Source organism: Pigmentiphaga sp. YJ18 (assembly GCF_038066655.1).
GTDB lineage: Bacteria > Pseudomonadota > Gammaproteobacteria > Burkholderiales > Burkholderiaceae_B > Pigmentiphaga.
Genome location: NZ_JBBUKU010000005.1, coordinates 189,741 through 211,750, shown reverse-complemented (window position 1 = coordinate 211,750; position 22,010 = coordinate 189,741). Strand labels below are relative to the sequence as shown.

16 protein-coding genes are annotated in these 22,010 nt (G+C 67.2%); 4 read left to right on the top strand and 12 right to left on the bottom strand.

Annotated elements, in window-relative coordinates:
• Positions 1–10: 10 nt before the first annotated feature.
• Together WKR98_RS25905 and adeC are read left to right on the top strand one after the other, a co-directional pair.
• Positions 11–3,193 carry an efflux RND transporter permease subunit gene (locus WKR98_RS25905; RefSeq protein ID WP_341435053.1) on the top strand — a complete coding sequence of 1,061 codons (3,183 nt, stop codon included), beginning with the start codon at positions 11–13 and terminating at the stop codon, positions 3,191–3,193.
• Between the two features lies 1 nt (position 3,194).
• Entirely contained in the window at positions 3,195–4,649 is a 1,455-nt protein-coding gene (gene adeC, locus WKR98_RS25900) for an AdeC/AdeK/OprM family multidrug efflux complex outer membrane factor (protein ID WP_124688742.1), read from the top strand.
• A 141-nt stretch (positions 4,650–4,790) separates the two neighbouring features.
• On the opposite strand, the gene WKR98_RS25895 is transcribed toward adeC, so the two are convergent.
• The 7 genes from WKR98_RS25895 to leuS all read right to left on the bottom strand — a co-directional run bounded on the left by WKR98_RS25895 (position 4,791) and on the right by leuS (position 12,995).
• Positions 4,791–4,982 carry a hypothetical protein gene (locus WKR98_RS25895; RefSeq protein ID WP_124688743.1) on the bottom strand — a complete coding sequence of 64 codons (192 nt, stop codon included), beginning with the start codon at positions 4,980–4,982 and terminating at the stop codon, positions 4,791–4,793.
• Between the two features lie 202 nt (positions 4,983–5,184).
• The gene (locus WKR98_RS25890) at positions 5,185–6,765 is read right to left on the bottom strand and encodes a THUMP domain-containing class I SAM-dependent RNA methyltransferase (protein ID WP_238160337.1); all 1,581 of its coding nucleotides are present in this window, start codon (positions 6,763–6,765) and stop codon (positions 5,185–5,187) included.
• Positions 6,766–6,777: 12 nt separating this feature from the next.
• Positions 6,778–7,200: a CopD family protein gene (locus WKR98_RS25885; protein ID WP_341435052.1), complete on the bottom strand. Its 423-nt coding sequence runs from the start codon at positions 7,198–7,200 to the stop codon at positions 6,778–6,780.
• Positions 7,201–7,300: 100 nt separating this feature from the next.
• The gene (locus WKR98_RS25880; RefSeq protein ID WP_341435051.1) at positions 7,301–8,566 is read right to left on the bottom strand and encodes a glutamate-5-semialdehyde dehydrogenase; all 1,266 of its coding nucleotides are present in this window, start codon (positions 8,564–8,566) and stop codon (positions 7,301–7,303) included.
• 28 nt (positions 8,567–8,594) lie between these two features.
• Entirely contained in the window at positions 8,595–9,629 is a 1,035-nt protein-coding gene (gene holA, locus WKR98_RS25875; protein WP_341435050.1) for a DNA polymerase III subunit delta, read from the bottom strand.
• Between the two features lie 151 nt (positions 9,630–9,780).
• The gene (locus tag WKR98_RS25870) at positions 9,781–10,335 is read right to left on the bottom strand and encodes an LPS-assembly lipoprotein LptE (RefSeq protein ID WP_341435049.1); all 555 of its coding nucleotides are present in this window, start codon (positions 10,333–10,335) and stop codon (positions 9,781–9,783) included.
• A complete protein-coding gene (gene leuS / locus WKR98_RS25865) occupies positions 10,335–12,995 on the bottom strand; it encodes a leucine--tRNA ligase (RefSeq protein WP_341435048.1) in 2,661 nt (886 codons plus the stop codon). Before leuS ends, WKR98_RS25870 begins: the two co-directional genes overlap by 1 nt.
• 181 nt (positions 12,996–13,176) lie before the next feature.
• Between leuS and WKR98_RS25860 the strand changes: the two genes are divergently transcribed.
• A complete protein-coding gene (locus WKR98_RS25860) occupies positions 13,177–15,465 on the top strand; it encodes a UvrD-helicase domain-containing protein (RefSeq protein ID WP_341435047.1) in 2,289 nt (762 codons plus the stop codon).
• An 82-nt stretch (positions 15,466–15,547) separates the two neighbouring features.
• On the opposite strand, the gene infA is transcribed toward WKR98_RS25860, so the two are convergent.
• The 5 genes from infA to WKR98_RS25835 all read right to left on the bottom strand — a co-directional run bounded on the left by infA (position 15,548) and on the right by WKR98_RS25835 (position 19,291).
• Entirely contained in the window at positions 15,548–15,817 is a 270-nt protein-coding gene (infA, locus tag WKR98_RS25855; protein ID WP_124688749.1) for a translation initiation factor IF-1, read from the bottom strand.
• A 289-nt stretch (positions 15,818–16,106) separates the two neighbouring features.
• On the bottom strand, positions 16,107–16,310 hold the full coding sequence (locus WKR98_RS25850) for a cold-shock protein (protein ID WP_087841797.1): 204 nt from the start codon (positions 16,308–16,310) through the stop codon (positions 16,107–16,109).
• Between the two features lie 247 nt (positions 16,311–16,557).
• On the bottom strand, positions 16,558–17,343 hold the full coding sequence (locus WKR98_RS25845) for a BPSS1780 family membrane protein (protein ID WP_124688750.1): 786 nt from the start codon (positions 17,341–17,343) through the stop codon (positions 16,558–16,560).
• A gap of 77 nt (positions 17,344–17,420) precedes the next feature.
• Positions 17,421–18,389, bottom strand: a complete 969-nt coding sequence (locus tag WKR98_RS25840) for a homoserine kinase (protein ID WP_124688751.1) — start codon at positions 18,387–18,389, stop codon at positions 17,421–17,423.
• Between the two features lie 86 nt (positions 18,390–18,475).
• Entirely contained in the window at positions 18,476–19,291 is an 816-nt protein-coding gene (locus WKR98_RS25835; RefSeq protein ID WP_341435046.1) for an LOG family protein, read from the bottom strand.
• On the opposite strand from WKR98_RS25835, the gene polA reads away from it, so the two are divergent.
• On the top strand, positions 19,290–22,010 hold the full coding sequence (polA, locus tag WKR98_RS25830) for a DNA polymerase I (RefSeq protein ID WP_124688753.1): 2,721 nt from the start codon (positions 19,290–19,292) through the stop codon (positions 22,008–22,010). The genes WKR98_RS25835 and polA overlap by 2 nt on opposite strands.

Below are 22,010 nucleotides of genomic sequence, written 5' to 3'. Positions count from 1 at the left end.
GTCACCAGACATGTCGCAATTTTTCATTAGCAGGCCGATTTTTGCCTGGGTGGTCGCGCTGTTCATCATCCTGGCAGGCGTCCTGGCCATTCCCAACCTGCCGGTGTCGCAGTACCCGGCGGTGGCGCCTCCGGTCATCTCGGTGTCGGCCACCTATCCCGGCGCGTCGGCCGAAACGGTGGCGCAGTCGATCACCAGCCTGATCGAGGACGAGCTCAACGGCGCCCAGGGCATGCTGTATTTCGAGTCGCAGAGCAACTTTGGCCGCGCCGAAATCGACATCACCTTCGCGCCGGGCGTCGATCCCGACCTGGCCGCGGTGGACGTGCAGAACCGCATCAAGCGGGTCGAGTCCCGCCTGCCGCAGTCCGTGCTGCAGCAAGGGCTGAGGGTGGAGAAGGCCAGCACCAACTTCCTGCTGGTGCTGACCCTGTCCTCCGAGAGCGGCGGTACCGATGCCGTGGGCCTGGGCGATTACCTGACCCGGAACGTGCTGAGCGAAATCCGCCGTATCCCGGGGGTGGGCCGGGCGCAGCTGTTCGCCTCGCAGCGGGGCATGCGCATCTGGATCGATCCGGCCAAGCTGGTCGGCTTCAAGCTGTCCGCGGCCGACGTCAATGCCGCCATCGCGGGCCAGAACGTGCAGTTGCCGGCGGGCGCCATCGGCGACCAGCCCAACCTGCCCGACCAGCAGATCACCGCCACCATCTCGGTGCGCGGCCAGCTGGCCACGCCCGAGGAGTTCGGCAACATCGTGCTGCGCGCGAATCCGGACGGCTCGTCGGTGCGCCTGCGCGACGTCGCGCGCATCGAGGTCGGCGCCGAGACCTACGCGTTCTCGTCGCGTCTGAACGGCAAGCCCACCGCCGCCGTGGCGGTGCAACTGGCGCCGGGCGCCAACGCGCTGTCTGCGGCCGAGGGCGTCAAGGCGAAGATGGCCGAACTGTCGGCCTATTTCCCCGCCGACTACAAGTACGACATCCCGTACGACACCTCGCCCTTCGTGAAGGCGTCGATCGAGAAGGTGCTCCACACCCTGGTCGAGGCCATGGTGCTGGTGTTCCTGGTGATGTTCCTGTTCCTGCAGAACTTCCGCTACACGCTGATTCCGTCCATCGTGGTGCCGATCTGCCTGATGGGTTCGTTCGCGTGCATGCTGATCGCCGGGTTCTCGATCAACGTGCTGACCATGTTCGGCATGGTGCTGGTGATCGGTATCCTGGTGGACGATGCCATCGTGGTGGTGGAGAACGTCGAGCGCATCATGGTCGAGGAAGGGCTGCCGCCGAAGGAGGCCACCCGCAAGGCCATGGGCCAGATCAGCGGCGCCATCATCGGCATCACGCTGGTGCTGACGGCCGTGTTCCTGCCGCTCGCCTTCATGAGCGGGTCGGTGGGGGTGATCTACCGGCAGTTCTCGCTGGCCATGGCCACGTCCATCCTGTTCTCGGGTTTCCTGGCGCTGTCCTTGACGCCGGCGCTGTGCGCCACGCTGCTCAAGCCCATCCCCAAGGGCGCGCATGACGAGAAGAAAGGCTTCTTCGGCTGGTTCAACCGCAGCTTCAACCGCACCGCCGACCGCTACCAGAACTGGGTGGGACGCCTGCTGGCCAAGACCGGACGCTACATGGTCATCTACGCGGCGATCCTGGCGGTGATGGCCTATACCTTCCTGCGCCTGCCCTCGTCGTTCCTGCCGGCGGAAGACCAGGGCTACGTGATCACCGACATCCAGACGCCCCCGGGCGCCTCGGTCAACCGCACCAGCGAAGCAGTCGACGTGATGGAAGCGCACTATGCCGCGCGGCCTTCGGTGAAGTCCATCATCACGATCCTGGGCTTCAGCTTCTCGGGCATGGGCCAGAACGCGGCGCTGTCGTTCGCCACGCTCAAGGACTGGTCCGAGCGCGGCGCGGACGAATCGGCGCAAGCCGAGGCCGCGCGCGCCAACGGCAGCTTCTTCGCGCGCATCAAGGACGCCATGGTGTTCTCGATCGTGCCGCCGGCCATTCCCGAACTGGGCAACGCGACCGGCTTCACGTTCCGCCTGCAGGACCGGGGCGGACTGGGCCACAACGCGCTGCGCGACGCCCGCGACCAGTTGCTGGGCGCCGTCGCCAAGAGCTCCGTGATCGCGTACGCCCGTGTCGAAGGTCTGGAAGACGCGCCCGAACTGCGCCTGCTGATCGATCGCGAAAAGGCCAACGCCCTGGGCGTGTCGTTCGATTCCATCCGTTCGTCGCTGTCCACGTCGGTGGGCTCGGCCGTGGTGAACGACTTCATCAACGCCGGCCGTGTCCAGCGCGTGGTCGTGCAGGCCGAGGCCAGAGACCGCATGTCGCCTGACGACCTGCTGCGCCTGTATGCCGCCAACTCGAACGGGGGGCTGGTGCCGTTCTCGGCCTTCGCCTCGTCCGAGTGGGCCAAGGGGCCGGTGCAGGTGATCCGCTACAACGGCTATCCCGCGTACAAGATCTCGGGCGACGCCAAGCCGGGCTTCAGTACCGGCGAGGCCATGAGCGAGATGGAGCGCCTGGTGCGCGAACTGCCCCCGGGCATCGGCTACGAGTGGACGGGCCAGTCGCTGCAGGAACGCGTGTCGGGTGCCCAGGTGCCCATCCTGCTGACGCTGTCGCTGCTGGTGGTGTTCCTGGTGCTGGCCGCGCTGTATGAAAGCTGGTCCATCCCGTTCTCGGTGATTCTGGTGGTGCCGCTGGGGATCCTGGGCGCGGTGCTGGCGGTGACGATGGTGGGCATGCCCAACGACGTGTTCTTCAAGGTGGGCCTGATCACCATCATCGGCCTGTCGGCCAAGAACGCGATCCTGATCGTGGAGTTCGCCAAGGACCTCTATGCCGAAGGCAAGGGCCTGGCCGAGGCCACGATCGAGGCGGCGCGCCTGCGTTTCCGTCCCATCATCATGACGTCGCTGGCGTTCATCCTGGGCGTGCTGCCGCTGGCCATCGCCACCGGCGCCAGCTCGGGCGCGCAGCGCGCCATCGGTACCGGCGTGATGGGCGGCATGATCTCCGCCACGTTGCTGGCCGTGTTCCTGGTGCCCGTGTTCTTCGTGGTGGTGCTGAGGCTGTTCAAGACCAAGCCCGAATCGCTGCATATCATGGGACACCATGACGACGAGCCGAACAAGGGCGATGCCGGCGCGGCGGGAACGGTCAAGCATGAAGGAAACTGATATGAAACGACCCGCACACTCACTCGTGGCGGTGGCCGTCGCCGCCCTGCTGGGGGGATGCTCGCTGATCCCGACCTATGAGCGCCCGGCTGCGCCGGTGGAGGCGGACTTCTCCGCCCACGGCGCCGCGCCGGCCGGCGCGCAGCCGGCCACGGCCGACATCGGCTGGCGCCAGTTCTTTGGCGACGAACGCCTGCAACGGCTGATCGCGCTGTCGCTGGAAAACAACCGCGACCTGCGCGTGGCGGTACTGAACATCGAGGCGGCCCGGGCCCAGTACGGCGTGACGCGCGCCGACCAGTTCCCCGGCGTCAATGCCAACGCGAACGGTTCGCGCCAGCGTACGCCCGGCGACCTGTCCTACTCCGGCCGCTCGACCATAGGCAGCCAGTACCAGGTCAACCTGGGGGTGACCGCGTTCGAACTGGACCTGTTCGGCCGTGTCCGCAGCCTGAGCCAGGCGGCGCTGGCGCAGTACCTGGCCAGCGAGGAAACCCGGCGCAGCACGCAGATCAGCCTGGTGGCCCAGTTGGCCAATGCCTACCTGAACGAGCGTTCCAGCGACGAGCTGCTGGCGCTGGCGCAGCGTACCTTGAAGACCCGGCAGGACTCGTACGGCCTGATCAAGCTGCGCTACGACGCCGGTGCGGCGTCCGAGCTGGAGCTCCAGCAGGCCGAGTCGCTGGTGCAGAGCGCCTTGTCCGAGCAGGCCATCGCCGAGCGCAACCGCGCCCAGGCGACCAATGCCATGGTGTTGCTGATCGGCCAGCCCTTGCCCGCCGACCTGCCGGCGCCGCGGCCGTTGAGCCAGCAGGCTCTGCTGGCCGACGTTCCGGTGGGCCTGTCGTCCGACCTGATCGAGCGCCGGCCCGACATCCGTTCGGCCGAGCAGCAATTGCGCAGCGCCAATGCCAGCATCGGCGCCGCTCGCGCCGCGTTCTTCCCGAGGATTTCGCTGACCGGCGCGTTCGGCACCGCCAGCAGCCAGTTGTCCGGGCTGTTCGACAGCGGTTCGCTGGCCTGGAGCTTCGCGCCCCAGATCAGCCTGCCCATCTTCGACGGCGGCCGCAACCGGGCCAATCTCGACCTGGCCGAAGTTCGCAAGAACGTCGCGGTGGCCCAGTACGAGAAGACGATCCAGACGGCGTTCCGGGAAGTGGCGGACGCGCTCGACGCCAAGGGGACCTACGACCGGCAGATCCAGTCGCAGCAGACGCTGGTGGATGCTTCCCGCCGCAGCCTGGAGCTGTCCGACATGCGATACCGCAACGGTGTCGACAGCTACCTGCAGCTGCTGGACGCGCAGCGCGCCCTGTTCACCGCCGAACAGAGCCTGTTGCAGGCGCGCACGCAGCGCCTGAACAACCTGGTGGGCTTGTACAAGTCGCTGGGGGGCGGTTGGGAAGAGAATACGGTGGCCGCCAAGGCGGCGGCGCCAACCTCTACCGTGCAATGAAAAAACAAGGGGCGCTTCGGCGCCCCTTGTCATTCAACCCCCGGTCGGTCGTTTTCTTCATGGCCGATGCCTTGCCCCAATGAACAAAGGGCGTCTCCCGTGAGCGGGGACGCCCTTGCCGAGGCACCGCATGAGCGGCGATCAGCCGTTGACGTACTGGACGTTGTAGCGGCGGGCGTTCGCCTTCAGGTCGGCGATCAGGTTCAGGACCTGGTTAGCCGCGGCGCGCAGGGTTTCGAACGGACGGGGCTGTTCGAATTCGTTGGCCAGCTCGCCACGGATCAGTTCGCGCTCGAGCGTGTCGGTCAGCTTGCTGTCTTGAACGTATTTCATGGCTGTATCCTTTACAGTGGTTGCCTAGGTGTTAGTGCCTAGGTGATAACCCTATATTAGGGGAAACCCCAGGATAAGGCAAGCCCTTGTCGCATCGCAGCATGAATGCACGGCGGAGTGTTGCTGTTCAACCTCAGTTTGGATGTTTATGCATAACTAAACAGGGTAAAAAAACGGCGCCTTTCGGCGCCGCGGGAAGGCTTCAGCGGCGGAAACTGCCCTTGACCAGCTGGAAACCGAACAACCGGCAGGCCAGCGCGCCGTTGTAGACCGGCGTGCGCCGGAACGGATCCAGGCGCAGCTTGCGCGGGAATTCCAGGTCGCTGGTGATGACGTGCAACTGCCAGCCGCCGAATTCCCGCTTGAGCGTGCTGGCCCATTCGGTCCAGAGTTGGCGATCTTCTTCCAGGTCCAGGCGTTCCCCGTAGGGCGGATTGGTGACCAGCCAGCCCGCGCGTTCGTCCAGCGGGCAGGTATCGCGCGCGTCGGCCACTTCGAAATAGACCGCGTCCTCGGTCAGCCCCGCCCGGTGGGCATTCTCGCGCGCCGCCTCGATCGCGCGCGGATCGATGTCGGCGCCGGCCAACTGCATGGGCAGCTCGGGCAGGATGCGGGCGCGCGCGTCATCCTTCAGGTCGCGCCAGCGGCGGTCCTGGTGGCCGCGCAGGCGTTCGAAGGCGAAGGGGCGGGAGATGCCGGGCGGCACGCGCAGGCCCTTGAGCGCCGCCTCGATCAGGATGGTGCCGCTGCCGCAGAAGGGGTCGATCAGCGGCACGTCGGCGGGCCAGCCGGACAAGGCCAGGAGGCCCGCCGCCAGGTTCTCGCGCAGCGGCGCCTCGCCCTTGTCCAGCCGCCAGCCACGCTTGAACAGCGATTCGCCGGAGGTGTCCAGGTAGAGCGTGGCGCTGGTTTCGTCCAGGAAGGCATGCACGCGCGCATCGGGCCGCACGGTATCGATACTGGGGCGTTCGCCCTCGAGCTCGCGCAGGCGGTCGCAGATGCCGTCCTTGACCCGCAGGTTGCAGAATTGCAGGCTTTTCATCGGGCTGCGGACGGCCGAGGTGTCCACGCGCAGGGTCTGCTCGGCGCCGAACCAGCGCTCCCACGGGGTGGCGCGGGCCAATTCCAGCAGTTCGTCCTCGTCGCGCACGGTGCCGTGCGCGACCCGGACCAGGACGCGGGTGGCCAGCCGCGATTCCAGGTTGGCGCGCATCATGCCGTTCCAGTCGGCGGTGAAATGGGCGCCGGCGCGGCCGGGGTGGGCATCGTCGTAGCCCAGCGCATGTAGTTCGTCGACCAGCGTGTGTTCCAGGCCTTGCGGGCAGGGAGCGAACATGGCGAAGACCTCGGCCTGCGTGCCGTGGGGACGCCGTTCCGCCCGGGGCTCGGCCGCCGGGGCGGGGGCGGGGCGGCCCGCGTGCCGCTCGCGCGGGCGGGCCGCGGGCTCGTCGTCCCGTCGCGGCCGTGGCTTGCGGGGAGGCAAGGCGGCGTCTTCCAGCCGTGGCCGGTCCCGGTTGTCGCGTGGCGCGGAGGCGCGCGGTTGTCCCGAGCGATGGTCTTGACGCCTTTCGTGGCTTGCACGGACCGGCGCGTCGGGAGCCTGCCCTGGCTCATCCGCCGCGGTGGGTTGCTTGCCGCTTTCCAGCGCCGCCCGTGCCACGCGATGGGCGCGCGGCCCCGACCGGCTGCGCCGCTCGGCGTCCTGCGGGTCGCCGGATTGCCGCGGGCGGGTGCCGGTGGGAAGGGAAAGCGTCGGTTTCTTGCGCTCGGGAGTATCGGACAAGACGTGGGCCAATCAGAAGGGTTTGACGACAACGAGGAGGGTGGCGGCCAGCAGCAGCAGCACGGGAACCTCGTTGAACCAGCGGTAGAACACGTGGGACCGGGCGTTGCGGCCGGCCTCGAATTTGCGCAGCACGCTGCCACAGGCATGGTGATAACCGATGACCAGCACGACCACGGCCAGCTTGGCGTGCATCCAGCCGTTGCCGGGGCCGCGGCCTATACCATAGCCCACATATAGCCACAGGCCCAACAGCACGGCGGGCACGGCCAGGATGGTGGTGAAGCGGAACAGCCGGCGCGCCATGCCCAGCAGCCGTGTGGCGGCGGCCGCGTTGGTTTCCTGCGCCAGGTTGACGAAGATGCGGGGCAGGTAGAACAGGCCGGCGAACCACGAGGCCACGAAGACGATGTGAAAAGCTTTCACCCACAGCATAAGCGTTTCCTTGTCGATGCATGCATGCCGCCAGGGCGGCGGGATCGGGCGGCGGGGCGGGCCGTCGGACCCTGGCCGCCGCATGGAGTCGGGCGAGGCATCAGCCCCGCGTCTGGCCGTCGCCGGTCAGGACCCATTTCAGCGTGGTCAATCCTTCCAGGCCGACCGGCCCGCGGGCGTGCAGCTTATTGGTCGAGATGCCGATCTCGGCGCCCAGGCCGTATTCGTAGCCATCGGCGAAACAGGTCGGCAGGTTGACGTAGACCGAGCTCGAATCGACCTCGCGCTGGAAGCGGCGGGCGGCGGACAGGTTCTCGGTGACGATGGAATCGGTGTGCTGGGAGCCGTGGGCCTCGATGTGGCCGATGGCCTGGTCCAGGTCGTCCACCATTTTGATCGACAGGATGGGGCCCAGGTATTCGGTGTCCCAGTCTTCCTCGGTCGCCGGCACGGCCTGCGGCACCAGCGCCCGGGTGCGCTCGCAGCCCCGCATCTCGACGCCGTGTCCGGCAAACGCCTGTCCCATCGCCGGCAGGAAGGCCGTCGCCACGTCGGCGTGCACCAGCAGGGTTTCCATCGAGCCGCAGATGCCGTAGCGGTAGGTCTTGGCGTTGAACGCGATGGTGTGGGCCTTGGCCAGGTCGGCGTCGCGGTCGACGTAGACGTGGCAGATGCCGTCCAGGTGCTTGATGACGGGCACCCGCGCTTCCTCGGACAGGCGCTGGATCAGCCCCTTGCCGCCCCGGGGAACGATGACGTCCACGTACTCGGTCATGGTGGCGAGCTTGCCCACGGCCGCCCGGTCGGTCGTCTCGACCACCTGCACGGCATCGGCGGGCAGGCCGGCGGCTTCCAGGCCCGCGCGCACGATGCGGCCCAGCGCGGTGTTGGAATGGATGGCTTCCGAACCGCCGCGCAGGATGGTGGCGTTGCCCGATTTCAGGCACAGCGCGGCCGCGTCGATGGTGACGTTGGGGCGCGATTCGTAGACGATGGCGATGACGCCCAGCGGGACCCGCATGCGGGCCACCTGCATGCCGTTCGGCCGCGTGCGGGTCTCGGTCAGCTCGCCCACGGGGTCGGGCATGGCGGCGATCTGCTCCAGGCCGGCGGCCATCAGCCCCAGGGCCTTGTCGGACAGCGTCAGGCGGTCCACCAGGGCCGCGTCCAGTCCATTGGCCCGGGCCGCTTCCAGATCCTTGGCGTTTTCCGCCTGCAGCCAGTCCTTGCGGTCGCGCAGGCCGGCCGCCATCGCGCGCAGCGCGGCGGCCTTGGCGCGGTCGTCGGCGCGCGCGACCAGGCGGGAGGCGGCACGGGCGCTGGCGCCGATCCGGCGCATGGTTTGGTCGAGCGTAGAGGTATCCATCCGTATGAATCGCAGGGGGCGGGGCGCCTCAGGCCGCGAGCCTGAGCGCCAGCCGCGTGATTTCGTGCCACGGATCCGGGAGGCGTCCCGGAACACGCAGTCCTTTGATGATCTTGTCCACCTCGTGGGCGTGGTGGACGGCGGCGGTCCAGGCCTGGGGGGGCACCCGTTTGAGTGCCTGGTTGGCCAATTGTTCATGCGTGCCGAAAAAACGCAGCGTGCGCATCAGCGCCGGCACGCTTTGCCCCTGCTGGCCAGCCTGGGCCAGGCGGGCCAGCAGGCGGATTTCCTCGCCCACCGCCCACAGCACCAGCGGCAGGGCCTCGCCCTCGGCGCGCAGGCCTTCGATCAGGCGCACCATGCGCTTGCCGTCGCCCGCCAGCATGGCGTCGCGCAGCTTGAAGACGTCGTAGCGCGCCACGTTCATGACCGCGTCCTGCACCTGCTCCAGCGTCAGCACCCCTTCGGGGTACAGCAGGCCGAGCTTGAGGATCTCCTGGTGGGCGGCCAGCAGGTTGCCCTCGACGCGGTCGGCCAGCCATTGCAGGACGTCGGCGCCGGCGCGCTGCTTCTGCCGTGCCAGCCGCTCGCCCACCCAGCCGGGCAGCATCGGCCGTTCGATGGTGGGCACGTCCACGACGATGCCGTGCTCGGCCAGCGCCGAGAACCAGGCCGACGCGCGGGTGGTCTTGTCCAGCTTGGGCAGCATCACCACCGTGACGCAGTCGCCCCGCTGGTCCGGCGCCTGCCGTGCCAGCCGCGCGATCACCTCGCCGCCGGTCTTGCCAGGCTTGCCGGTGGGGATCTTCAATTCCAGCAGCCGGCGGTCGCCGAACAGCGAGATCGACTGCGACGCGCTCAGCAGCGCGTTCCAGTCGCTGCGGGCGTCCGCCACCACCGTTTCCCGTTCCGTGAACCCGCCAGCCGTGGCCGCCGCTCGCAAGGCGTCGCAAGCCTCGATCACGAGCAGGGGCTCGTCGCCGGTCACCGTATACAGCGGTTCCAACTGCTCGCCCGCCCGCTGAAGCTGGGCAACCAGCTGTTCGGGACGCAATTGCCTCATAGGGTGCCTCCGGCGGACCGATGAGCATCGAGGCCGACGGCGAGATCGCGCCGCCGTGACCCAGGATGCGGTGGATCCGGCTCCGCCGGTCCACTCGCATCGCCCCCTGGGGGGCGCGCGAAGCGCGTAGGGGGGGGGCTCATCTTCATCATCAGCTGGGTTGCTTGGTCTCGACCGCGGCCATGCGGCGCAGCACCTGCTGCACGGTTTCGTTCTGCATGTCGCGATACAGCAGGTTGGCTTCGGAGTCCTTGGCCAGGGTGTTCGCGTCGCTGAAAGTCAGGTCGCGCTTGAGCGCGATGGTCGTGGGCGGGATGTAGTCCTGGCCCTTGCCGTCGTGGACGCGGAAGGCGAACAGATAGCGCAGCTCGAATTCGCGCACGCGGCCCGAGGCGTCCAGCGACAGGATGCTGCGCTCGCGCGTTTCCTGCAGGATCTGCAACTGCGCTTCCGCGGTCTTGGGGTCCTCGACGATGCGCGTATTGGTCGTGTTGCGCACGTAGCGGCGCAACTGCGCGCCAAGCTCGGAGGTGTCGGCGGCGCCGATGTAGAGCGTGGAGAAGGGCAGGTCGGCCGTGCCCCGCAGCGCGAAGCCGCAGCCCGCCAGCGCGGCCATTCCGCCGGTCGCGGCAGCCAGGCGAAGGAAACGGCGCCGGCCGTGAGAGGCGGCGCCCAGGGGTAGCGACTTCGAGCTCGTTTGCTGCATCAGCCCACCACGTTGACGAGTTTGCCAGGGACAACGATAACGCGTTTGGGTTGGCGCCCCTCGAGGAACCGGCCCACGGCTTCATGCGCGACGGCCAGGGCTTCGATGGCAGCCTTGTCGGCGCTGCTGGGCACCGACAGCGAACCGCGCAGCTTGCCATTCACCTGCAGCATCAGCTCGACCTCGTCAGTCACGAGCGCGGCTTCGTCCAGCTGCGGCCAGGGCGCGTCCAGCAGGTCGCCATGGGCCTGGCCGTAGCCCAGGTCGAGCCAGGCCTGCCAGGTCAGGTGCGGCACGATGGGGTAGAGCACCGACAGCAGGATGCGCGTGCCTTCGGCCAGAGCGGCGTCGCCGGTCTCGCCGTCGAGCTTGGCATCCTCCAGCGTGTTCAGCAGCTTCATGCTGGCCGAGACCACGGTGTTGTACTGGATGCGCTGGTAGTCGTAGTCGGCCTGCTTCAGGATGGCATGGACGTCGCGGCGCAGCAGCTTGACGGCCTGGCTGGCGGACGACCAGTCGGCCGGCGCGGGACGGCCCAGCGCCGCCTGGATGCGTTCTCGGTTCGCGTGGCAGAAGGACCACAGGCGGCGCAGGAAGCGATGCGCGCCGTCCACGCCTGAACCCGACCACTCCAGGGTCTGTTCGGGCGGGCTCGCGAACATCACGAACAGCCGCGCCGTATCGGCCCCCTGGGTATCGATCAGCGATTGCGGGTCGACGCCGTTGTTCTTGGACTTGGACATCGTGCCCACGCCGCCGTAGTCCACCGGCGAGCCGTCGGCCTTGAGCTTGGCGCCGACGATGGCGCCCTTGGCGTCGTAGAGGTTCTCGACCTCGTCGGGCCAGAAGTATTCGATGCCGCCTTTCTCGTTCCTGCGCGAATAGATGTGGTTGAGTACCATGCCCTGGGTCAGCAGCTTGACGAAGGGTTCGCCGAACTTGACCAGGCCCATGTCGCGCATCACCTTGGTCCAGAAGCGGGCGTACAACAGGTGCAGCACGGCGTGCTCGATGCCGCCGATGTACTGGTCCATCGGCATCCAGTAATCGTTGCGCTCGTCGACCATCGCGGCGTCGTTGCCCGGCGAGGTATAGCGCATGAAGTACCAGGACGAGTCCACGAAGGTGTCCATGGTGTCGGTCTCGCGCCGGGCGGGCTTGCCGCACTGCGGGCAGACGCACTTCAGGAACGATTCGCTCTTGGCCAGCGGGTTGCCGCTGCCGTCCGGGATCAGGTCCTCGGGCAGCACGACCGGCAGGTCTTTCTCGGGCACCGGCACGGGGCCGCAGGCCTCGCAGTGGATGATGGGGATGGGCGTGCCCCAGTAGCGCTGGCGCGAAACGCCCCAGTCGCGCAGGCGGAAGGTGGTGCGCTTCTCGCCCAGTCCCTTGGCCGCGAGGTCGGCCGCGATGGCATCGACGGCGGCCTGGTGGCCCAGGCCGTCGTATTTGCCGGAATTCACCGTACGGGCCACCTGCTTGTCGCCGTACCATTCCTGCCAGGCGTCGGTGGAGAAGGCCTGGCCCTCGGCTTCGATGACCTGCTTGATGGGCAGGCCGTATTTCCTGGCGAACGCGAAGTCGCGTTCGTCGTGGGCGGGAACGCCCATGACGGCGCCGTCGCCGTAGCTCATCAGCACGTAGTTGCCGACCCAGACCGGCACGGCTTCGCCCGTGAGCGGATGCACCACGGTCAGGCCGGTCGGCAGGCCTTCCTTGTCGCGCGTGGCCAGCTCGGCCTCGGTCACGCCGCCCTTGCGGCATTCCTCGATGAAGGCGGCCAGCGCGGGGTCCTTGGCGGCGGCATGCAGGGCCAGGGGGTGTTCGGGCGCGACGGCGCAGAAGGTGACGCCCATGATGGTGTCGGCGCGCGTCGTGAAGACGTACATGCGGCCGTCCTGGATCAGCTGGCCGGCGGCGTCGCGGATGTCATGGGTGAAGGCGAAACGCGTGCCCTCGCTCTTGCCTATCCAGTGCTCCTGCATCAGGCGCACGCGCTCGGGCCAGCCGGTCAGGTTGTTCTTGACCTCGTCCAGCAGTTCCTCGGCGTAGTCGGTGATGCGCAGGTAGTAGCCGGGAATCTCGCGCTTTTCCACCAGCGCGCCCGAGCGCCAGCCGCGTCCGTCGATGACCTGTTCGTTGGCCAGCACGGTCTGGTCCACCGGGTCCCAGTTCACCACCTGGGTCTTGCGGTAGGCCACGCCCTTTTCCAGCATCTTCAGGAACAGCCACTGGTTCCACTTGTAGTACCCGGGATCGCAGGCGGCCATCTCGCGCGACCAGTCGATGCCCAGCCCCATCGCCTTCATCTGCTTCTTCATGTAGGCGATGTTGTCGTAGGTCCATTTCGCCGGCGGCACCTTGGACTTGATGGCGGCGTTCTCGGCCGGCATGCCGAAGGCGTCCCAGCCCATGGGCATCAGGACGTTGTAGCCCTTCATGCGCAACTGCCGGTACATGGCGTCGTTGATCGTGTAGTTGCGCACGTGGCCCATGTGCAGCTTGCCGCTGGGGTAGGGCAGCATCGAGCAGGCGTAGAACTTGGGCTTTTCCGAGCCGTCGGCGTTCTTCGCGTGTTCTACCGTCAGGTAGGCGTTGGTCGCTTCCCAGTGCTTCTGGGCAGCGGATTCGATGTCGTTGGGAGCGTAGCGTTCCTGCATGGGTTCCGGGCTGGTCTCTAAGGTATTCTGGCGCGGCGATGACGCCCATGGCCGCGGGCCTGGGCCGGCTCGCGCGGGGCGGCCGACCGGCTAAACCCCTCATTATAGGAGCAGGCGGGGCTCTCCTGGGCCAGCGATGCTAGACTGCCTGCCGCACTCTCTCATTCCAGCCTTCCGCGCCATGTCTCTGCTCGACAACCTCAACGCCCCCCAGCACGCCGCCGTCACGATCGAACCCCGCCACGCCCTGGTGCTGGCCGGCGCCGGCAGCGGCAAGACACGGGTGTTGACCACGCGCATGGCCTGGCTGATCCAGACCGGCCAGGTCAGCCCGCACGGGCTGATGGCCGTCACTTTCACCAACAAGGCCGCGCGCGAGATGCTGACCCGCATCAGCGCGCTGCTGCCCATCAATACCCGCGGCATGTGGATAGGCACCTTCCACGGCCTGTGCAACCGGATGCTGCGCGCGCACTACCGGGATGCCGGGCTGCCCCAGACCTTCCAGATCCTGGACACGGCCGACCAGTTGTCGGCCATCAAGCGGCTGCTCAAGGGCGCGGGCGTGGACGACGAGAAATATCCGCCGCGCCAGTTGCAGCACTTCATCAACGCCGCCAAGGAAGAGGGCCTGCGCCACACCGAGGTCGAGGCGTATGACAGCTTCAACCGGCAGATGGTGGAGCTCTACGGCATGTACGACGCCCAGTGCCAGCGCGAGGGCGTGGTCGACTTCCCCGAGCTGCTGCTGCGCTGCTACGAGCTGCTGACCCACAACGCGCCCATCCGCGAGCACTACCAGCACCGCTTCCGCCACATCCTGGTGGACGAGTTCCAGGATACCAACCGGCTCCAGTACCGCTGGCTCAAGCTGCTGGCGGGCGGCGGCGCGGCCCTGTTCGCCGTGGGCGACGACGACCAGTCCATCTACGCCTTCCGTGGCGCCAACGTGGGCAACATGGCGGAGTTCGAGCGCGAATACGCCCACGAGCGGGTCATCCGGCTCGAGCAGAACTACCGGTCGCACGGCCACATCCTGGACGCGGCCAACACGCTGATCCGCAACAACTCCGGCCGCCTGGGCAAGAACCTGTGGACCGACCAGGGACACGGCGAACCCATCCGCGTCTACGAGGCGCTGTCCGATGCCCAGGAAGCCCAGTGGGTGATCGAGGAAATCCGCTCGCTGGTGGGCGAGGGCAGGCTGCGCCGCGAGGTCGCCATCCTGTACCGCAGCAACGCCCAATCGCGGGTGCTGGAGCATGCGCTGTTCTCGTCGGGCATTCCCTACAAGGTCTACGGCGGCCTGCGCTTCTTCGAGCGCCAGGAGGTCAAGCACGCGCTGGCCTATCTGCGCCTGATGGAAAATCCGCACGACGACACGGCCTGGATGCGGGTGGTGAATTTCCCGGCGCGGGGCATAGGCGCCCGCACGCTGGAGCAGCAGGCCGACATCGCGCGCCTGCACAATTGCAGCCTGTATTCGGCGGTGAGCCAGGTGCCGGGCCGGGGTGGCAACAACCTGGCGCAGTTCGCGAGCCTGATCGACCGCATGCGTTTCGAGACGCAGAACCTGCCGCTGCACGAGATCGTGGACCACGTGATCGAGGCCAGCGGCCTGATCCAGCACTATCTGCAGGAAAAGGAAGGCGCCGAACGCATCGAGAACCTGCGGGAACTGGTCAACGCGGCGGCGGCCTTCGCCGCCGAGGACGGCTACGGGCTGGCCGATGCCGGCGCGCTGGCGCAGACCCTGCCCGAGTCCGGCGTCGAGCTGCCGTCTCCGCTGGCGGCCTTCCTGTCGCACGCGGCGCTGGAAGCGGGCGACAACCAGGCGAGCGAGGGGCAGGACGCGGTCCAGCTCATGACGGTGCATGCGGCCAAGGGCCTGGAGTTCGAGGCCGTCTTCATCACCGGGCTGGAAGAAGGGCTGTTCCCGCACGAGAACAGCGTCCTGGAGCAATCCGGGCTGGAAGAGGAGCGGCGGCTGATGTACGTGGCGGTGACGCGCGCCCGCGAGCGCCTGTACCTGAGCTTCTCGCAGACGCGCATGCTGCATGGCCAGACCCGCTACAACATGCGGTCGCGGTTCCTGAGCGAGGTGCCCGAGGAATCGCTGAAGTGGCTGACGCCTCGCGACGGCCGGGCCAAGGCGGTGGATACCGCCGGCGGCTGGGGGCGCGCCGCCTGGGGCGAGGGCTCCGAGCGCGGCAGCTTTTCGCGGCCGGCCAAGGACGCTCCTTACGTGGGTTCGTCCGAGGGCTATTCGAGCCGCCGCACGTCGGACGCCGGGGTCGAGGTCAACGGCCGCATCTTCAAGGTAGGCCAGAGCGTGGCGCATCCGAAGTTCGGCGAAGGCGTCATCGTCAGCCTCATGGGCAGCGGCCAGGACGCCCAGGTCCAGGTCAATTTCGGCGGCGTGGGCACCAAGACGCTGGCGCTCGCCATGGCCAAGCTCGATCCGGCCTGAGCGGCCTCAGCCCTGGCGGCCGACGGCGTTGTGGGTGGGCAGGTCCGCCCAAACCTTGTAGCGGAACGCCTGCCGCAGCAGGTCAGTTACGGCGTTGGGGGCGGCGCAGGCCGGGCGCGGGCGACGGGCCGTCCTTGTGCCGGAAGCTGATACGTCCCTTGGTCAGGTCGTACGGAGACAGTTCCATCGTGACGCGGTCGCCGGCCAGGATACGGATGCGGTGCTTGCGCATCTTTCCGGATGCGTAGGCGGCAACCTCCATGCCGTTTTCCAGCGTGACGCGAAAGCTGGTCGCGGGCAGCACCTCGGCAACGATGCCTTCCATTTCGATCAGTTCTTCCTTATTCGCCATGGTCAATTCCTCCTGTACATGCGAATGCATAAATGCGAGCTTCGGCCACGGCGGGGCCATGGCATGCGGCAAGGTGGCGCGAGGCGCCAGCGATGACGGGGAAGTTCGCGGTGAAACGCCGGAGCCGTTGCGAGGCCGGGGCGTAGTGGCTGCCGCCTGGGGTTTGGGTTTGCCGTGTCGTGGAAGCTTGGGAGGCTTCCTGGGGGTGGCTCCTGGCAGGAGCTTGTCTTCCAGGCAAAAACAAAAAACCCCCGCAAGCGGGGGTTTTGGCGGATAAGCTGATTATAGCTTATACAGGCTGGATGTTGGAAGCCTGGCGACCCTTGGGGCCGACGGTGACTTCGAAACGAACCTTCTGGTTTTCCTGCAGGGTCTTGAATCCGTCGACACGGATTTCGGAGAAGTGGGCGAACAGGTCGTCGCCGCCCGAGTCAGCCGTGATGAAGCCAAAACCCTTGGCGTCGTTGAACCATTTGACGGTACCGGTTTCCATGGTGTTTATCCTTGAAATGAAAAAACCAAACGAATGTAAGCAAGACAATCAAGGATGGAGACCATGAACAACCGTACCGCAGTGGTAAGCGATTTTGTGCAGCAACTCGTACTCTTGAAAATCATGCCCCGCCGTTATACGGGCTATCTTTGGACCCGTCAACCGCGTTTGCCGGATTGAACCGGAAAATGCCGGCGCTGTGGGCGAAGTCCCGGGTTTTCACTGAGAAAATCGCCCGTGAAATCCCTCACGAACCATTGCCGAAACCGGGTGCGGGAGGCGCTCCGAATACGCTGGTGTAAGTAGGATAGAAACTGCAATACAGCACCGCGGCGGCGACGAAATTGAAAGGCATTTGAATCAGCCCGGAAACCGTCGGCGACAAACCGACGGTTTCGAGCAGACCGCCGCCCAGTTCCAGGGCCAGGACCACGAGCAGCCAGGTCGCGCCGTACATCAGGAATGCCCCCTTGTTGCGCCAGCAGGCGATGCCGGAAAAAAACAGGGCCTTGCGGATGCCCAGCCGGTGCCAGGCCACCAGCGCCGGCGCGTGCCAGAACAATCCCGCGATGATGACGTAGAGGATGCCGAACAGGGCGATGGGCGCGCGCATGGCGGCCAGCACGCCGCCGACGTCGTCCGACGACAGGCCGGACATCGCTTCGCTCAGGCCATCGGCGAAAGGCAGGAAGGCGACCAGGCCCCCGACCAGCACGGCGGCCACGTACAGGGCGCCCATCGCCAGCAGCTTCTTGAACAGGCCCGGCGCCTTGAGCACCAGGAACAGGCGCAAGGGCAGCACCGTGCGGCCCTGTTCGATGGCGCGGCAGGCCTCCAGGGTCATGACCGTGATCGCCGGCATGCCGACCACGAACAGCAGGGGGCCGATGGGGGCGAGGATGCTGGCCACCAGGACCATGAAACCCACGGTCAGGGCCCAGGTGAACATCGCCATGGGCTGCAGTCGAAACAGGGCGAGTCCGTCGCGCACCCATTGCCAGCCGGCGCGGGGAGCCAGGGAGGCGGCTTGCATCAGCGGCCCTCCTGCGGATGCGGGATGCGTGCGTGGGCCCTCGTCGGCGCGTGCCGGTAGGAAAGATGTGTCATGGCTCAGGGAAGCGGAAAAATATCGCCGTCGCGCCGCAGGCGCAGGATGCGTTCGAAATGGGTGGGGTCGTGCGGCGTCAGGGTTTGCGCCGGGCGCGGCAGGTGGAAGTCGCGCAGCCGGGACATCCAGAAACGCAGCGCGGCTGATCGCAGTATGGTGCGCCACGCGTCGCGTTCGCCATCGGTCAGCGGCCGCACCTGGTCATAGGCGCCTAGCATCGCCTGGGCAAGCTCGGGCCGGAATTCGCCGCTGGCGTGGGTTATGCACCAGTCGTTGACGCAGACCGCCAGATCGAACAGCCAGGTGTCGCAGCCGGCGAAGTAGAAATCGATGAAGCCGCCCAGTACCGGCGCTTCGCGCGTGCCGGCGAACAGGACGTTGTCGCGGAACAGGTCGCAGTGCGCCGGGCCCCGCGGCAGCGCGCGGCAGGCGTCGGTCTGGGCGAACGCCGTCTGGACCTCCACTTCGTCGCGCAGCAGGGCGGCGGCGGCCGGGTCCAGGTAGGGAGTGACGACGGGCGCGGTCTCGCGCCACCAGTCCAGCCCGAGCAGGTTGGGCTGCATCGCCGGGAAGTCGCGCCCGGCCAGGTGCATGCGGGCCAGCGTGGCGCCGACCTGTTCGCAATGGGCGGGCAGGGGCGACATCTCGCACTTGCCCGGCAGCAGGGTGGCGATGGTGCAGGGCTTGCCGTTCAACTCGGCCAGCCGGCGTGCGTCGTGCGTCGCCTGGGGGTGGGGGACGGGAATCCCGTGTTCGGCCAGGTGCGTCATCAGGTCGATGTAGAACGGCAACTGTTCGCGCGTCAGGCGCTCGAACAGGGTCAGCACGTATTCGCCCTGGCTGGTCGTAAGGAAATAGTTGGTGTTTTCGATGCCGGAAGGGATGCCGCGCAGGGCGCGCAACTCGCCCAGCGAATAGTCGGCAAGCAGAGCGCGGGCATCCGTTTCGGTGACGGGGGTGAAGACGGCCATGGATAAGCGGGGGGTGAGGGCGGGTATCGACGATTACCCGCATTCTAGCGTCATCGCCCCCGCCCCCGGCCCGTCCGTCGTGGACGCTACAGGTTCAGCAGCCGCTCGCGCTCGCCCGGGGACTGGGTGAAGCCCTCGTGCTGGTAGAAATCGAAAATGGCATCGACGATGGCCTGGGGGTCGTCGATCACCTGCAGCAGGTCGGGATCGTCGGGCGAGATCAGCCCCTGCGCCAGCGGCTGGGCGCGGATCCAGTCCACCAGGCCCCGCCAGTATTCGGAGCCGACCAGGATGATGGGCATCTTCCGGCTTTTGTTTGTCTGCACCAGTGTCAGCGCCTCGAACAGTTCGTCCAGCGTGCCATAGCCGCCCGGCAGCACCACGTAGGCCGAAGTGAACTTGACGAAGGCCACCTTGCGCGGGAAGAAATGGCGGAAGAACAGGCTGATGTTCTGGTAGGCGTTGTTCGACTGCTCGTGGGGCAGCTCGATGTTCAGCCCGACGCTGGGGCTGGGGCCCTCGTAGGCGCCCTTGTTGGCCGCCTCCATGATGCCGGGGCCGCCGCCCGAAATAACGGAGAAACCCGCCTCGGACAGCTTGCGGGCGATCAGCTCGGCCATTTCGTAGCGGGGGTCGTCGGCGGGGATGCGGGCGCTGCCGAAGATGCTGACCGCCGGCCGGATCTGCGCGAGGCGTTCGGACGCCTCGAAGAACTCTGACATAATCCCCAGCACATGCCATGACTCGCGCGCCTTGGTGGCGGTGGCACGCTCCACGCTCACCACGTCCCGCAGGCCGGGGATGCGTCCGGGCTTCTTCGGGACGTTTCCGCTGTCGTGGGCGCTGTCCTGAGCGCCGTCGTGGGTTTCCTTGCCTATTTCGATTTCTCTGTGTTTGATCATGATCAAGACGTTGCTGTTGGTGGACGGGTCCAGCTACCTCTATCGCGCATACCACGCCCTGCCGGACCTGCGCAACGCGCAAGGAGAGCCGACCGGCGCGCTGTACGGCGTGCTGAACATGCTGCGCCGCGCACTGAACGATCATAAGGCAGACTACCTCGCCTGCATTTTCGATGCGCCGGGCAAGACCTTCCGCGACGACCTCTATCCCGAGTACAAGGCCACCCGCGCCAGCATGCCGGAAGACCTGGCGCGCCAGGTCGGGCCCATCGTCGAGGCCATCCGCGCCCAGGGCTGGCCGGTCTTCGCCATCGAGGGGATCGAGGCCGACGACGTCATCGGCACGCTGGCCCTCCAGGCGGCGGGGCAGGGCATACACAGCGTGGTGTCGACCGGCGACAAGGACATGGCGCAACTGGTCAACGACCACGTGACGCTGGTCAACACCATGACCTCCGAGACGCTGGATGCCGAGGGCGTGCTGAAGAAATTCGGCGTGCCGCCCGAGCGCATCGTGGACTACCTGATGCTGATCGGCGACTCGGTCGACAACGTGCCCGGCGTGGAGAAGGTCGGGCCCAAGACGGCGGCCAAGTGGCTCGCCCAGTATGGCACGCTGGAAGACCTGGTGGCGCAGGCCGAGACCGTCAAGGGCGTGGCGGGCGCGAACCTGCGCACGGCGATCCCGAATTTCGAGCTGACGCGTTCCCTGATCACCATCCGCACCGATTGCGACCTGAGCGCCCACATTCCCGGCCTGGATGCGCTGACCCTGCGCGAGGTCGACCGCGCGAAGCTCGAGGTCATGTACGAACGCTACGGCTTTCGCACCTGGCTGCGCGAGCTGACGGGCGACGAGTCCCGCATTCCCGAGGGCGATTCGCGCGTGCAGGGCGACGCCCCGGCCGCGCCGGAAACGGTGAACTACGAGACGATCAGCGACTGGGCCGCCTTCGAGCGCTGGCTGGCCGCGATCCAGGCGGCGCCGCTGGTCGCGCTGGATACCGAGACCGACTCGCTGGTGGAAATGGACGCCCGGCTGGTGGGGCTGTCCATCGCCGTCAAGCCGGGCGAGGCCTGCTACATCCCGCTGACCCACCGGCACCCGGACGCAGGCGAACAATTGCCCAAGGACGAAGTGCTGGCGCGCCTGGCCCCCTGGCTGGAGAACGCCCAGGCCCCCAAGCTGCTGCACAACGCCAAGTACGACACGCACGTCTTCGCCAACGCCGGCGTCACGCTGCGCGGCGTCGCGCACGACACCATGCTCGAAGCCTACGTGCTGGAGTCGCATCGCAGCGTGTCATTGGACGACCTGTCGCAGCGCTGGCTGGGCCGCAAGGGCCTGTCCTTCGTGGACGTGTGCGGCAAGGGCGTCAACCAGCTCTGCTTCGACGAGGTCGCCATCGACGTGGCCACCCAGTACGCCTGCGAGGACGTCGACTACACGCTCCAGCTGCATGCCACGCTGTATCCGCGCATCGAGGCCGACGCCGGCCTGGCGCGCATCTACGCCATCGAGCTGCCCGTGTCGCGCGTGCTGACCGTCATCGAGCGCAACGGCGTGCGCATCGACCCCGAGGAACTGGCCCGCCAGAGCCATGCCATCGGCCAGGAACTGCTGGTGCTCGAACAGCGTGCCTACGAACTGGCGGGGCAGCCCTTCAACCTGAACTCGCCCAAGCAACTGGGCGAGATCCTGTTCGGCAAGCTGCAGCTGCCGGTGGTCAAGAAGACCGCGGGCGGCGCGCCTTCCACCGACGAGGACGTGCTGAGCAAGCTGGCCGAGGACTACCCGCTGCCGCAGGCGCTGCTGAGCTACCGCGGCCTGGCCAAGCTCAAGTCCACCTATACCGACAAGCTGCCCAAGATGATCAACGCCCGGACCCGGCGCGTGCACACCAGCTATGCCCAGGCGGCGGTGGTCACGGGCCGGCTGGCCTCCAGCGATCCCAACCTGCAGAACATCCCGGTACGCACGCCCGAGGGCCGGCGGGTGCGCGAGGCCTTCGTGGCCGATCCGGGCAACCTGATCATGTCGGCCGACTACTCGCAGATCGAACTGCGCATCATGGCCCACATCTCCGGCGACGAAAACCTGCTGTCGGCCTTCGCCCGCGGCGAGGACATCCACCGCGCCACCGCGGCCGAGATCTTCGGCGTCCAGCCCGATGCCGTCAACGCCGAACAGCGCCGCTACGCCAAGGTCATCAACTTCGGCCTGATCTACGGCATGAGCGCGTTCGGCCTGGCCAGCAACCTCGGCATCACGCGCGACGCGGCCAAGCACTACATCGACCGCTATTTCGCCCGCTACCCCGGCGTGGCGCGCTACATGGACGGCACGCGCGAACAGGCGCGCGAACAAGGCTATGTCGAAACCGTCTTCGGCCGCCGCCTGTGGCTACCCGAGATCCGGGGCGGCAGCGGCCCCCGCCGCCAGGCCGCCGAACGCGCCGCCATCAACGCTCCCATGCAGGGCACCGCAGCCGACCTCATCAAGATGGCCATGGTCGCCGTGCAGGACTGGCTGGACGCCGACCAGTTGGGCGCGCGCCTGGTCATGCAGGTGCACGACGAACTGGTCCTGGAAGTCCCGCGCGAGGAAAGCGAAATCGTCGCCCATCGCCTGCCCGAGATGATGTGCAACGTGGCCGAGCTGAAGGTGCCGCTGGTGGCCGAGGTGGGCACGGGCTACACGTGGGAACAGGCGCACTGA